The organism is Streptomyces sp. MGP-BFMKR1 (assembly GCF_057766585.1).
Genome location: NZ_CM173408.1, coordinates 4,254,135 through 4,268,191, shown reverse-complemented (window position 1 = coordinate 4,268,191; position 14,057 = coordinate 4,254,135). Strand labels below are relative to the sequence as shown.

Below are 14,057 nucleotides of genomic sequence, written 5' to 3'. Positions count from 1 at the left end.
CCACGGTTCCCGGTGGTCTGCATGGCGAACAGAGTACGCACGGTCAAAACCTGCCCACTCATCATCTTCATTCCAAATCAGGCACGTTGGGTCGCACGAAACGGTGATGTGACCTCGTTCACCGTGCCCGCTCTTGTCCCGGGGAGTGTGCCGTTCTATCGTCTGGATGTATCGAGTCGATACATCAGCTCGGCATAAGTGCACGCAACGCGCCATCGGCAGACCATCGGCAGTAGGGGAAGGGTGGGGGATGAGCAGGCGTTCCGGCGTTCTGGAGTTCGCCGTCCTCGGTCTGCTGCGCGAGTCCCCCATGCACGGGTACGAGCTGCGAAAGCGGCTGAACACCTCGCTCGGGGTGTTTCGCGCCTTCAGCTACGGGAGCCTCTATCCCTGCCTCAAGACGCTGGTCACCAACGGCTGGTTGATCGAGGAGTCGACCGGGACCGCCGAGGACGCCACCGCGCCGGCCGGCCGCGTGGTGCCCTCCAGCGCGGCGCTCGGCGGGCGGCGAGCGAAGATCGTCTACCGGCTGACGCCCGAGGGCAAGGAGCGCTTCGAGGAGCTGCTCTCCCACACCGGGCCCGACGCCTGGGAGGACGAGCACTTCGGCGTCCGCTTCGCCTTCTTCGGTCAGACCTCGCGGGATGTGCGGATGCGCGTCCTTGAGGGGCGGCGCAGCCGCCTGGAGGAGCGCCTGGAGAAGATGCGGGCCTCCCTCACGCGCACCCGCGAACGGCTCGACGACTACACGCTGGAGCTCCAGCGGCATGGCATGGAGTCAGTGGAACGCGAAGTCCGCTGGCTCAACGAGCTGATTGAGAGCGAGCGGGCGGGGCGCGAGCAGCGCCGGCCCGCCGAACAGGACACATCGCACGACACGGGCGGCCTGCCCCGGCATCGGGGTAGTACCCGGCCGGACCCGTCCGACGATACCGCCAAGTGAGGCCCCGCACTCCGCAGGGCCTCGTCGAAGAACACACACAGGGAGCAACCGGAATGGGTTCGGTTCGCGTAGCCATCGTTGGCGTGGGCAACTGCGCCGCCTCGCTGGTCCAGGGCGTCGAGTACTACAAGGACGCCGACCCGGACAGCCGCGTCCCGGGTCTGATGCACGTGCAGTTCGGTGAGTACCACGTGCGGGACGTCGAGTTCGTGGCTGCCTTCGACGTGGACGCCAAGAAGGTCGGTCTCGACCTCGCGGACGCGATCGGCGCCAGCGAGAACAACACCATCAAGATCTGCGACGTCCCGCAGAGCGGTGTGACCGTCCAGCGCGGCCACACGTACGACGGTCTCGGCAAGTACTACCGCGAGACCATCGACGAGTCGCCCGAGGCGCCCGTCGACATCGTCCAGATCCTCAAGGACCGCCAGGTCGACGTCCTCGTCTGCTACCTGCCGGTCGGTTCCGAGGACGCGGCGAAGTACTACGCGCAGTGCGCCATCGACGCCAAGGTCGGCTTCGTCAACGCGCTGCCGGTCTTCATCGCGGGCACCAAGGAGTGGGCCGACAAGTTCACCGAGGCCGGCGTGCCGATCGTCGGCGACGACATCAAGTCGCAGGTCGGCGCCACCATCACGCACCGCGTGATGGCCAAGCTGTTCGAGGACCGCGGCGTCATCCTGGACCGCACGATGCAGCTCAACGTCGGCGGCAACATGGACTTCAAGAACATGTTGGAGCGCGAGCGCCTGGAGTCCAAGAAGATCTCCAAGACGCAGGCCGTCACCTCGCAGATCCCCGACCGCGACATGGGCGCCAAGAACGTCCACATCGGCCCGTCGGACTACGTGGCCTGGCTGGACGACCGCAAGTGGGCGTACGTGCGCCTGGAGGGTCGCGCGTTCGGCGACGTCCCGCTGAACCTGGAGTACAAGCTGGAGGTCTGGGACTCCCCCAACTCCGCCGGCGTGATCATCGACGCGCTGCGCGCCGCGAAGATCGCCAAGGACCGGGGCATCGGCGGCCCGATCCTGTCGGCCTCCTCGTACTTCATGAAGTCCCCCCCGGTGCAGTACTTCGATGACCAGGCCCGGGAGAACGTCGAGAAGTTCATCAAGGGCGAGGTCGAGCGCTAAGCGCTCCCACTCGACACCCTCAGCGCGTGGCCCCCGAGGACGAATTCCTCGGGGGCCCGCGCGCTGTGTGAAGCTGTGCGCCATGCCCGTTGTGCGAGGTCTGCGCGTGCTCCTGCGGATCGGCGACTTCCGCCGTCTGCTCACGGTCCGACTGCTCTCCCAGGCGGCCGACGGCGTCTACCAGGTGGCGCTCGCCTCCTACGTCGTCTTCTCCCCCGAGAAGCAGACCTCGGCCGCCGCCATCGCCTCCGCCATGGCCGTGCTCCTGCTGCCCTACTCGCTCCTCGGCCCGTTCGCCGGCGTACTCCTCGACCGCTGGCGCCGCCGCCAGGTCCTGCTGTACGGGAACCTGGCCCGGGTCGTGCTGGCCGCGGGCACGGCCGCGCTGATCGTGGCCGAGGTGCCCGACGCGCTCTTCTACGCCTCCGCCCTCACCGTCACGGCCGTCAACCGCTTCGTGCTGGCCGGGCTCTCGGCGGCGCTGCCGCGCGTGGTCGCCACCGACGAACAGCTCGTCCTCGGCAACTCGCTCTCCCCGACGGCCGGCACCCTCGCCGCCACCGCGGCCGGCGGCCTGGCCCTGGTCGTGCGCATGGCCGCGCCCGACGGGGCCGCGTCCGACGCGCTCGTCATCCTGCTCGGCTCGGCGCTCTACCTGTGCGCGGCCCTCGCGGCCCTGCGCATGCCGCGCGACCTCCTCGGCCCCGACCCGCACCAGCTCCAACCCAGGCCCACCCAGGCCCTGTTGAGCACCGCCCGCGGGCTCCTCTCCGGCCTGCGCCACCTCACGCGGCGCCCCGCGGCGGCCCGGGCCCTGTACGCGATGACGCTCATGCGGTTCTGCTACGGCGCCCTCACGGTGATGGTCCTCATGCTGTGCCGCTACGCCTGGGCCGACGGCGACTCCGACGGGCTGGCGCTGCTCGGCCTGGCGGTGGGGATCTCCGGGGTGGGCTTCTTCGTGGCCGCCGTGTGCACGCCCTGGGCCGTGGCCCGCTTCGGCCCGCTGGGCTGGGTGGCGGCCTGCGGGGCGACGGCGGCGGTGCTGGAGCCCGTGCTTGGCCTGCCCTTCGCGCCGGCCCCGATGATGGTCGCCGCCTTCGTCCTCGGGCTCACCACCCAGGGCGCGAAGATCGCCACGGACACCATCGTGCAATCCTCCGTCGAGGACGCCTACCGGGGCCGGGTCTTCTCGCTGTACGACGTGCTCTTCAACGTGGCCTTCGTGGGCGCGGCGGGGGTGGCGGCCCTCATGCTGCCGCCCGACGGGGCGTCGGCGCCGCTCGTACTCATCGTGGCCGCGCTGTACCTGGCCGCCGTGAGCCTGGTCGTGTTTCACGTGAAACACGACCGCCCTCGCGCCGACGTTTCACGTGAAACCGAGCGCCGTTTCACGTGAAACACGCGCCCGACGCCATGAGTACGGGCCCCCGGCGCCAGCGCGCGAGGGCCCGTACTCGGTCACTTCGTCCGCCCGTTACGCCGGGGCCTGGGCGGCCCACCACTCCCTGAGCGCCTCGATCGCGGCCTCGCGCCCCAGCGGGCCCCGCTCCATCCGCAGCTCCAGCAGGTGCTTGTACGCCTTGCCCACCTGCGGCCCCGGGGGCAGCTCCAGGATCTGCATGATCTCATTGCCGTCCAGGTCGGGCCGGATGGAGTCGAGCTCCTCTTCCTTCCGCAGCCGCTCGATCCGCCGCTCCAGACCGTCGTACGCCTGGGAGAGCGTGGCGGCCTTGCGCTTGTTGCGGGTGGTGCAGTCGGAGCGGGTCAGCTTGTGCAGCCGGTCCAGCAGCGGGCCCGCGTCGCGCACGTACCGGCGCACCGCCGAGTCCGTCCACTCGCCCGTCCCGTAACCGTGGAAGCGCAGGTGCAGCTCCACCAGCCGGGAGACGTCCTTGATCATCTCGTTGGAGTACTTGAGCTTGGACATCCGGGACTTGGTCATCTTCGCGCCGACCACCTCGTGGTGGTGGAAGGAGACGCGGCCGTCCGACTCGAAGCGACGCGTCTTCGGCTTCCCGATGTCGTGCAGCAGCGCGGCGAGCCGCAGCACCAGGTCGGGGCCGTCCTCCTCCAGGGCCATCGCCTGTTCCAGCACGATGAGCGTGTGCTCGTACACGTCCTTGTGCCGGTGGTGCTCGTCCCGCTCCAGGCGCAGCGCGGGAAGCTCGGGCAGCACGCGCTCGGCGAGCCCGGAGTCCACGAGCAGCTTGAGCCCCTTGCGGGGGTGCGGGGCCAGGATGAGCTTGTTCAGCTCGTCGCGGACCCGCTCGGCCGAGACGATGTCGATGCGGTCGGCCATGGCCGTCATGGCGGCGACGACCTCGGGGGCCACCTCGAAGTCGAGCTGGGCCGCGAAGCGCGCGGCGCGCAGCATCCGCAGCGGATCGTCGGAGAAGGACTCCTGCGGCGTCCCCGGGGTGCGCAGCACCCGGGCGGCGAGGTCCTCCAGGCCGTGGTGCGGGTCGATGAACTCCTTCTGCGGGAGCGCTACGGCCATCGCGTTGACGGTGAAATCTCGCCGGACGAGATCTTCCTCGATGGAGTCCCCGTAGGAAACGTCAGGCTTCCGCGAGGTCCGGTCGTACGCTTCGGACCGGTATGTGGTGACCTCGATCTGAAAGCTCTGGTTCGCCCCGTCCTGGCCCGGTGCCTGCTTCTGGCAGCCGACCGTGCCGAAGGCGATGCCGACCTCCCAGACCGCGTCCGCCCAGGGCCGGACGATCTTCAGCACCTCTTCGGGCCTGGCGTCCGTGGTGAAGTCCAGGTCGTTGCCGAGGCGGCCGAGCAGCGCGTCCCGTACCGAGCCGCCGACCAGGGCGAGCGAGTGCCCGGCCTGCTGGAAGCGGGTGGCGAGATCGTCGGCTACGGGGGAGACCCGCAACAGTTCGCTCACCGCGCGGCGCTGCACCTGGCTCAGCTCGTAGGTCGGCTGCGAGGTCTGGGTGTCATGGTTGGCGTTCGGCACAACAGAAAAGGGTACGTTGCCCAGGGGCCACCGGCCTCCTCGATTCGCGCGGGCCCGCCGGCCCCGCGCCGCCCCGCCCTGTGACGATCATGTGGAGCACTCCCCAGCACTTCGCCACACCGGATCTCGTTACCATGCGTGGACGCACAACCGACGACCACTGACGACGACGAGGGACGGGCGAGCGCGTGGCCGAGGCGGCAGAGCTCCAGGGGACGACTTCTGCTCCCGCCCGACGATGGCTGCGCCGCGCCGGGGCGCTACTGGCCGCCGTCCCCCTCCTCGCCGGCCTGATCCAGGTCACGGCGCCGAACGAGGCGACCGCCGCCCCCAAGCCCACCGGGTCGCGCTCGGTGGACGTGGCGATCGATTCGCTGACCCCCGCGACCCCCACCGCCGACGACACCCTGACCATCAAGGGCACGGTCACCAACAAGAGCGCCACGACCATCGACAGCGCGCACGTCGGGCTGCGGCTCGGCCAGGTGATGAGGGGCCGCAGCGCCATCGACACGGCCGCCACGCGGACCGGCTACTTCCCGGGCTCCGACGGTGTGGAGATCGACAGCAAGTACGCGGAGAAGGTCGGCAAGCTGCCGGCCGGCGGCAGCCAGGACTTCAGCCTCGCCATCCCCCTCAAGCACCTCGCGCTGACCCAGGACGGCGTCTACCAGATCGCCGTCTCGCTCGTCGGTGAGACGGCCGACCAGCCGTCCTACCTCCGGGTCCTCGGCATCCAACGCACGTTCCTGCCCTGGCAGACCACCCCGCCCGGCAAGAAGACCAAGCTCAGCTTCCTGTGGCCGATCATCTCCACCCCGCGGGTCACCGCGCGCACCGCCACCGACGAGCAGCAGACGCCCATCTTCCGCGACGACGACCTGGTCAAGGAGCTGGCGCCGGGTGGCCGGCTCCAGCAACTCGTCGCGCTCGGCAAGGACCTGCCCGTCACCTGGGTGCTCGACCCCGACCTGCTCGCCACGGTGGACGCGATGACGCGCAAGTACGACGTGCGGGACGGGGACGAGACGACGCCCGGCCGCGGGCAGGCCGTCGCCCGGCAGTGGATGGCCGCCCTCGACAAGGCGGTCGAGGGGCACAAGGTGGTGGCCCTGCCGTTCGCCGACCCCGACCTCGCGTCCTTGGCCCACCGCGGCAAGGTCGTCTCCGGCACGCTGAGCCACCTCCAGTCGGCCACCGTGCTCGCCAAGACCACGGTGGAGTCCACCCTCCAGGTGACGCCCCGGACCGACTTCGCCTGGCCCGTCGACGGCGCCATCGACTCCTCGATCGTCGACGTCGCCACCTCGGCCGGCGCCCACCACGTCATCACCCGCGGCGACAGCCTCCAGGAGAGCCGCGCGCTCACGTACACGCCCACCGCCGCCCGCCCCATCGGCGGCGGCACCACCGCGATCTCCGCCGACGCCCGCCTCTCGACCGTCTTCGACGGCGACATGTCGCGCGCCGAGAACTCCACCCTGGCCATCCAGGAGTTCCTCGCCCAGACCCTGATGATCACGCAGCAGACGCCGGAGCGGCAGCGCAGCATCGTCGTCGCCCCGCCGCGCATGCCCACCGCGAACCAGGCCCAGGCGATGGCCACCGCGCTCGGCGGCCTCGAGCCACGCCGCTGGAGCGAGCCGCAGGAGCTGAGCGACGCCGCCAAGGCCAAGCCCGACCCGGCCGCCAACCGGCAGGTGCCCAGCCGTGGCGACTACCCGAAGGCGCTACGCAAGCAGGAGCTGCCCACCACCGCGTTCTCCCAGATACAGCAGACGCAGCGCACCCTCGACCGCTTCCGCAAGGCGCTCACGATCGAAGAGCGCGTCGTCCCCCCGTTCGGCACCGCGATCATGCGGGACATGTCGACTTCCTGGCGCCACGACCGCGGCGCGTCGGCCTACCGCGACGACGTGAGCGGACACCTGCGAAGCCTCACCGAGCAGGTCGGCATCATCCAGAAGTCGCCGGCCACCCTCTCCGGCCGCAGCGCCACCATCCCCGTCACCGTCAAGAACGACCTCGTGCAGGGGGTCGACGGGCTCCGGCTGGTGCTCACCTCCAACCAGCCGCTGCGCCTCAAGGTCAGCGACCCGCAGGACATCAAGATCGACGGCGGGCACAGCCAGTCGGTGAAGTTCGAGGCGAACGCCCGCGCCAACGGACGCACGACGATCGTCGCCCAGCTCTTCACGGAGGACGGCCAGCCCTACGGCGAGCCGATGATCTTCGAGGTGAACGTCACGTCGATCACCTCGACTGTGATACTGGTCATCGCGGTCGGCGTACTGCTGCTCGTCCTCGCGGGCATCCGGATCTACGTGAAGCGCAGGCGGGCCGGCTCGGAACCCGCGGGCCCGGGCGACAAGCCCGGTGACCTGGACCCGGATTCGGCCCCGGACCCGGATACCGACCCGCGGACCGGGCCCGAGGCGCCCGCCGAAACAGGCCCCCAGGACCCCGCGCAGCCGAGTGACCGGTCTTCGGACACCGGATCGCAAAGCAATGGCCCATCCGGCTCAGGTGAGAAAGTGGACCGTTGAGGAATGGTGGGGCCAGACGGCCGCGGACGATGAGGTGGGGTAGCGATGAACGCGCCGTACAACGGTGACCGCGACCGTGACGCGGGCGCGGACCCCACGGGTCAGGGGTCTCCGTACCAGTCCGGCGCCTCCGCCCACGACCCCTCGTACGCCCCCACCTACCACCAGCCCTCCTACCCGCAGGACCCGTACATCCCCGACCCGTACGCCCAGGACACCTACACGCAGGCGTTCTACCAGCAGCCGTACGTCACGGGCTCCTTCCCGGTCTACACCGACGAGGCGTACCAGCAGTACGCGCCGTACAGCGAGCCCTCCTACCCGCAGGACCCCTACGGCCAGGGCGGCTACCCGCAGGACGGGTACGCCCAGGACGGCTACGGGCAGGGCGGCTACGCGCAGGGCGGGTATCCCCAGGAGGGGTACGCGCAGGACGGTTACGCGCAGTACCCGTACCCGCAGCACGACCCGCGGGCCCAGGGCGGCGACGCCCTCTACGACCAGCAGGCGCACCCGCCGCCCGGGTCGGCCGACCCCACGCAGCACCTCTACCACCAGGCGCCTCCCGCTCAGCAGCCGCCGGACCCGCGCGTGTGGGCCCCCACGCCCGCCCCCGAGCCCGACGGCGCCTCGCGCTACCTGCCCTACGGCGACAACGGCGCCGACACCCAGTACGTGGGCGTCGACGACCTGATCAGCCAGGGCTCGGACGAGCGCCCGGAGCCGGACGCCTTCGCCCACCTCTTCCGCGACCAGCAGCCGTACGAGCCGCCGCGCCCCCCGCAACAGGACCAGGGCGGCTACGACCAGTACGGCCAGCAGCCGGCCCAGGCCGACTACGGGCAGGGCCAGCAGTACCCGCAGCAGGGCGGCCACTACCCGCAGCAGCACGGCGGCCACGCCCAGCACTCCCCACCGGCCGGCTACGACCAGCAGGCGCAGCAGCCGCAGTACTACCAGCAGGACCAGCACGGCCAGGGCGCCCAGCAGGCCCAGTACCAGCAGCAGCGCCCCGCCCCCCGCGGCGGCCCGGGGCCGCGCGCCCCGCACGGCCGCCACCACCGGCCGGTGGCGCCCGGCGCGCCCGGCGGTCCGGGCGGCCCCACGGCGAGCCCGGGGACGGACGCCACCGTGATGCTGGGTTCCCCCGCCGCGGCCAAGGCGGCGGCGCAGGGCGCCGCGCGGCGCGGCGGCAAGGCGTCCAGCCTGCTCAAGTCCAGCGCCCTGATGGCCGCCGGCACCATGGTCTCCCGGCTGACCGGCTTCGTCCGCCAGGTGATGATCGTCGCGGCGCTCGGCGCCGCCACCCTCGGTGACACCTACACCGTCGCGATGACCCTGCCGGCGATGATCTTCTTCCTCACCGTCGGCGGCGGCCTCAACTCCGTCTTCGTGCCGCAGCTCGTGCGGGCCATGAAGGAGGACGAGGACGGCGGCGTGGCCTTCGCCAACCGCCTGCTGACCATCGTCATCGTCATCCTCGTCGGCCTCACGGCCGTGGCGATCTTCGCGGCGCCGCTGTTCGTGCACATGATGTCCCCCGAGATCGCCGGCGACCCGGCGGCCAACGAGGTCGCGGTCACCTTCGCCCGCTACTGCCTGCCCACCATCTTCTTCATGGGCGTGCACGTGGTGATGGGCCAGATCCTCAACGCGCGCGGCAAGTTCGGCGCGATGATGTGGACGCCGGTCCTCAACAACATCGTCATCATCGCCACGTTCGGCATGTTCATCTACGTCTACGGGTCGGCCAGCAAGTCCGAGTTCGGCGTCACGACGATCCCCGCCGAGGGCATCCGCCTGCTCGGCGTGGGCACCCTGCTCGGGCTCGTCGTCCAGTCGCTGGCGATGATCCCGTACCTGCGGGAGGCGGGCTTCCGGTACCGGCCGCGCTTCGACTGGCGCGGCCACGGCCTCGGCAAGTCCGCCAAGCTGGCCAAGTGGACCGTGCTGTTCGTCCTCGCCAACCAGGCCGGCGTCATCGTCGTCACCCAGCTCGCCACCGGCGCCGGCTCGGCCGCGGCCGACGAGGGCTACCCCGGCACCGGCATCCTCGGCTACTCCAGCGCCCAGCTCATCTGGGGCATGCCGCAGGCCATCATCACCGTCTCGGTCATGGCCGCGCTGCTGCCCCGGCTCTCCCGGGCCGCCCACGACGGCGACGTCGGCGCCGTCCGTGGCGACATCTCGCAGGGCCTGCGCACCTCCGCCGTGGCCATCGTGCCCATCGCCTTCGGCTTCGTGGCGCTCGGCATTCCGATGTGCACCCTGCTCTTCGGCTCGTCGGGCATCGAGGCCGCCCGCGCGATGGGCTACATCCTGATGGCCTTCGGCCTGGGCCTGATCCCGTTCTCCGTGCAGTACGTCGTCCTGCGCGGCTTCTACGCCTACGAGGACACCCGCACGCCGTTCTACAACACGGTCATCGTCGCGGCCATCAACGCCGCCGCCTCCGGGCTGTGTTACGTGCTGCTGCCCGCCCGCTGGGCCGTGGTCGGCATGGCCGCCTCCTACGGCCTCGCGTACGCGGTCGGCGTGGGCATCGCCTGGCGGCGCCTGCGCGACCGGCTGGGCGGCGACCTGGACGGCCGCCACGTGATGCGCACCTACTCGCGACTCTTCGGCGCCTGCGTCCCCGCCGCCGTCCTCGCCGGCCTGACGGCGTACGCCATCACCGACGCGCTCGGCAGCGGGATCGCCGGCTCGGTCGCCTCCCTGGTCGGCGGCGGAATCGTCCTCATCGGAATCTTCTACATCGCGGCGAAGCGCATGCGCATTCAGGAGCTGACCGCAATGGTCGGAATGGTCCGAGGACGTCTTGGCCGTTGACCGCAGCACAACCATCGTCCACCACCGCGTGTCGTGCAGGGTGGCGGACTGTGGGCACAATTGTCGTGGCCGTGGAACAGGCGCAACGTATGGGGAGGCAGGGAACGACGGTGGCGGACCGGAGTACGGCTGCCGTCGACGTGGCCGATAGCAGCGGCGGAGAGCCGCTTGCCGCCAAGGCGGACAAGGCCACGACCGACGAGGCTAAGGCGCAGCAGAAGGCCAGCAACACCACAGAGACCGCGCGCCCTGTCGAGACGGACAAGGGCGCATCGGCCGACACAAGCCCCCCCGAACTGCACAGTGGTCACAAACTCGCCAGACGCTACCGCTTGGAGGAGTGCGTCACCCGTCTGGACGGATTCAGCAGTTGGCGTGCCGTGGACGAGAAACTGCGCCGCGCCGTCGGCGTGCACGTCCTCCCCGCCGACCACCCCCGCGCCCGTCCCGTCCTGGCCGCCGCCCGCTCCGCCGCGCTCCTCGGCGACCCCCGTTTCGTCCAGGTGCTGGACGCCGTCGAGGACAACGACCTCGTCTACGTCGTCCACGAGTGGATCTCCGACGCCACCGAGCTGACCACGGTGCTCGCCACCGGCGCGCTGGAGCCGCACGACGCCTACCAACTCGTCAGTCAGGTCTCCCAGGCCATGGCGTCGGCCCACCGTGAGGGACTGTCCCACCTGCGGCTGACGCCCAGTTCCGTGCTGCGCACCGAGTCGGGCCAGTACCGCATCCGCGGCCTGGCCGTCATGGCCGCCCTGCGCGGCATCACCACCCCCCAGCCCCAGCGCACGGACACCGAGGCGATCGGCGCCCTGCTCTACGCCGCCCTCACCCAGCGCTGGCCGTACGAGAGCGACGCGCACGGCCTGGCCGGGCTCCCCAAGGGCGTCGGCCTCATCGCGCCCGACCAGGTGCGCGCGGGGGTGCACCGCGGCCTGTCCGAACTCGCCATGCGGGCGCTGGTCAACGACGGTGCCACCGCCTCCCGGCAGGAGTTGCCCTGCACCACCCCGGAGGAGCTGGCCGCGGCCGTCGCCGAGATGCCGCGAATCCGCCCGCCGGAGCCGTCGTTCACCGCGACCCCGGCCTACCAGCGCACCACCTACCAACAGGGCGCCTACGCCCAGCCGCCGGCCCGCGGCGGGAACGGCGCGGTCCGGCTCGCCCCCGCGCCACCACCGCCCCCACCGCCGCTGCAGAGCCGCGCCGGCCGCGCGCTCAAGTGGGCCGTCTCCAGCCTGCTCATCGCGGCCATCGGGCTCGGTAGTTGGCAGCTCGCGGACATCCTGATCAAGGAGGAGAGCAAGCCGGGGGACTCGGGCCACAACCAGAGCGAGAAGGACGACGACCGCCCCAGGAAGCCGGCCCACAAGCCGCTGGAGCTCGCGGACGCCACCGAGTTCTCGCCACTGGACGCCCCGTTGGCTGCGGAGAGGGTCTCCGCGGCCATCGACCAACAGCCCGGCACCGCCTGGGTCACCAAGCGCTACGAGGGCTACGCCAACTTCGGCAACCTCAAGAACCGGTCGGACGGCAGCGGCATCGTCGTCGACCTCGGCAGCGCCAAGAACGTCGCGGGCGTGCAGGTTGACTTCTACGCACCCGGGCAGAAGGTCGAAGTACTCGCCGCGGACCCGGCGGCGACATCCCCCGCCGCCTTGGCGGACTTCCCCCAGGAGCTCACCAAGCTCAAGACGGCGGAGAGCAAACTCGACGCCACTCTCGACAAGCCGGTCCGAACGCGATACGTACTGATCCACATCACCGAGCTGCCCAGCGACGGCTCCGCCGACGGCTACCGCGGGGGCATCTCGGAGATCAAGATCACGGGTTGACCCACGTCAAGCGGCCGGCACGAGAGGGGGGCTCCCGTTGCACGACGCCGTGCACGGCGACGCGAACGACCGCGAGCTCCTGGCTCGCCACGTGGCGGGCGACCCCGACGCGTTCAGCGAGATCGTCCGGCGCCACCGCGACCGACTCTGGGCCGTGGCGCTCCGCACCCTCGGCGACCGTGAGGAGGCCGCGGACGCCGTTCAGGACGCCCTGGTCTCCGCCTACCGGGCCGCGCACACGTTCCGGGGCCAGTCGGCCGTCACCACCTGGCTGCACCGGATCACGGTGAACGCCTGCCTGGACCGGGCCCGCAAGGCCGCCACCCGCAAGACCTCGCCCACCGACGACACCGAGCGGCTCGAGCAACTCCTCGAACCGCAGGAGTCCGCCGCGGGCCCGGCGGAGCGCCAGGACCTCCACCGCGAGCTGCTACGGGCCCTGCGCACGCTCCCGCCCGACCAGCGCGCGGCCCTCGTCCTCGTGGACATGCAGGGGTACCCCGTGGCGGAGGCGGCCAAGGTGCTGGGCGTGCCCACCGGCACCATCAAGAGCCGCTGCGCCCGGGGCCGCGCCCGCCTGCTGCCCCTGCTGTCCCATCTCCACCCGAAGGAGCGGGATAGCTCCGATCCCGACAGGGGAAGGAACCGGGCGCAGGGGACATCCGTCTCACCGCCGGCAGGGCCGAACGACACAGATCCCGTGAAGGGCGGAGGTGGGCGAGCGTGACGTCGACGACCGACACGGACGAGCACCCTGAGGTCGCGGAAATCTCCGCGCTCACCGAGGGAGTCCTGCCGCCCGACCGCGCGCGCCCCGTGCGCGAACACCTCGCGGGCTGCGCGCTGTGCGCGGACGTCCGCACCTCGCTCGAGGAGATCCGCAGCGCCCTGGGCACGCTGCCCGGCCCGACGCGGATGCCCGCCGACATCGCCGGCCGGATCGACGCGGCCCTTGCCGCCGAGGCGCTGCTCGACGCCACGACCGGCGACCGCGAGCCGGCCGATATCGCGGCCGTGGGCGAGGGCGGCGGCGTACGGGAGAGCGACGCCGAGACCGAGTCCGAGGGCGCCTCCGAGAGCGAGGCCGGCGATGTTTCACGTGAAACGGCCGCCGAGCCGATCGGTGTTTCACGTGAAACGACGCCCGGCGGCCCTGACCGCCCACCGGGCCGCGCCCGCTCCACCACGGGACCCGGCCGGCAGGCCCCCGGCCCCCGGCCCAGGCGGGGCCGGCGCTGGCGCACCGCCCTGCTCGGCACGGCGTGCGCGGCTGCCGTGCTCGGCGTGGGCACCTTCCTCGTGCAGAACGGCACCGACGACGGAACGCCGCAGCGCCCCACGGAGGGCGAGACCCGCGCCACGATGTTGACCGCCGCCACCCTGGAGAGCGAGGCGCGGGCCCTGCTCGCCGCGGAGGGAAAGACCCGCAAGCCGCGGAACCCGCCGGGCGAGGTCGGCGCGAACACCACTCCCCGCACACCGCTCGACGGAAGTAGCGCGACCGTGCCCTCGTGCGTCCAGCAGGCCACCAAGCGCCCCGAGACGCCCCTCGCGGCGAGAGAAGACTCCTTCAACGGCACCCCCGCCTACCTGGTGCTGCTGTCACACCCGGGCGACGACTCACGCGTCGACGCGTTCGTCGTGGACGCCGCCTGCGTCCGGAAGTCCCCCTCGCCGCCCGGCACCGTGCTGATGCAGCGCAGCTTCGCCCGCGACTGAGCGTTCCGGCCACCGCGCTGTCCGTCACACGAACACGGCCGGAAGGCCGGGCGTCCCGGGAATGCCGGCCCCGTAGTA

General features: G+C 71.4%; 9 protein-coding genes. 8 read left to right on the top strand and 1 reads right to left on the bottom strand.

The window, feature by feature from the left end; genetic code table 11:
• The first annotated feature begins 250 nt into the window (after positions 1–250).
• The 3 genes from AC3CHW_RS16455 (at position 251) to AC3CHW_RS16445 (ending at position 3,478) form a co-directional block, all read left to right on the top strand.
• Positions 251–943: a PadR family transcriptional regulator gene (locus AC3CHW_RS16455; RefSeq protein WP_488466920.1), complete on the top strand. Its 693-nt coding sequence runs from the start codon at positions 251–253 to the stop codon at positions 941–943.
• A 53-nt stretch (positions 944–996) separates the two neighbouring features.
• Entirely contained in the window at positions 997–2,079 is a 1,083-nt protein-coding gene (locus AC3CHW_RS16450; RefSeq protein WP_488466919.1) for an inositol-3-phosphate synthase, read from the top strand.
• Positions 2,080–2,161: 82 nt separating this feature from the next.
• On the top strand, positions 2,162–3,478 hold the full coding sequence (locus AC3CHW_RS16445) for an MFS transporter (RefSeq protein ID WP_488466918.1): 1,317 nt from the start codon (positions 2,162–2,164) through the stop codon (positions 3,476–3,478).
• 78 nt (positions 3,479–3,556) lie between these two features.
• Here the strand turns inward: AC3CHW_RS16445 and AC3CHW_RS16440 are convergent, their stop codons facing one another.
• Positions 3,557–5,047, bottom strand: coding sequence for a CCA tRNA nucleotidyltransferase (locus tag AC3CHW_RS16440; protein WP_488466917.1), 1,491 nt, complete (start codon positions 5,045–5,047; stop codon positions 3,557–3,559).
• Positions 5,048–5,235: 188 nt separating this feature from the next.
• On the opposite strand from AC3CHW_RS16440, the gene AC3CHW_RS16435 reads away from it, so the two are divergent.
• From AC3CHW_RS16435 to AC3CHW_RS16415, 5 genes are all read left to right on the top strand, one after another.
• Positions 5,236–7,593, top strand: coding sequence for a DUF6049 family protein (locus tag AC3CHW_RS16435; RefSeq protein WP_488466916.1), 2,358 nt, complete (start codon positions 5,236–5,238; stop codon positions 7,591–7,593).
• A gap of 639 nt (positions 7,594–8,232) precedes the next feature.
• On the top strand, positions 8,233–10,422 hold the full coding sequence (gene murJ / locus AC3CHW_RS16430) for a murein biosynthesis integral membrane protein MurJ (protein ID WP_488471076.1): 2,190 nt from the start codon (positions 8,233–8,235) through the stop codon (positions 10,420–10,422).
• Between the two features lie 110 nt (positions 10,423–10,532).
• Positions 10,533–12,260, top strand: a complete 1,728-nt coding sequence (locus AC3CHW_RS16425; RefSeq protein ID WP_398610927.1) for a protein kinase family protein — start codon at positions 10,533–10,535, stop codon at positions 12,258–12,260.
• Between the two features lie 37 nt (positions 12,261–12,297).
• Entirely contained in the window at positions 12,298–12,987 is a 690-nt protein-coding gene (sigM, locus tag AC3CHW_RS16420; protein WP_398610901.1) for an RNA polymerase sigma factor SigM, read from the top strand.
• Positions 12,984–13,979 (top strand): zf-HC2 domain-containing protein, encoded by a 996-nt coding sequence (locus AC3CHW_RS16415; RefSeq protein WP_488466915.1) that lies wholly within the window; start codon positions 12,984–12,986, stop codon positions 13,977–13,979. The genes sigM and AC3CHW_RS16415 overlap by 4 nt, the downstream gene beginning before the upstream one ends.
• Positions 13,980–14,057 lie beyond the last annotated feature (78 nt).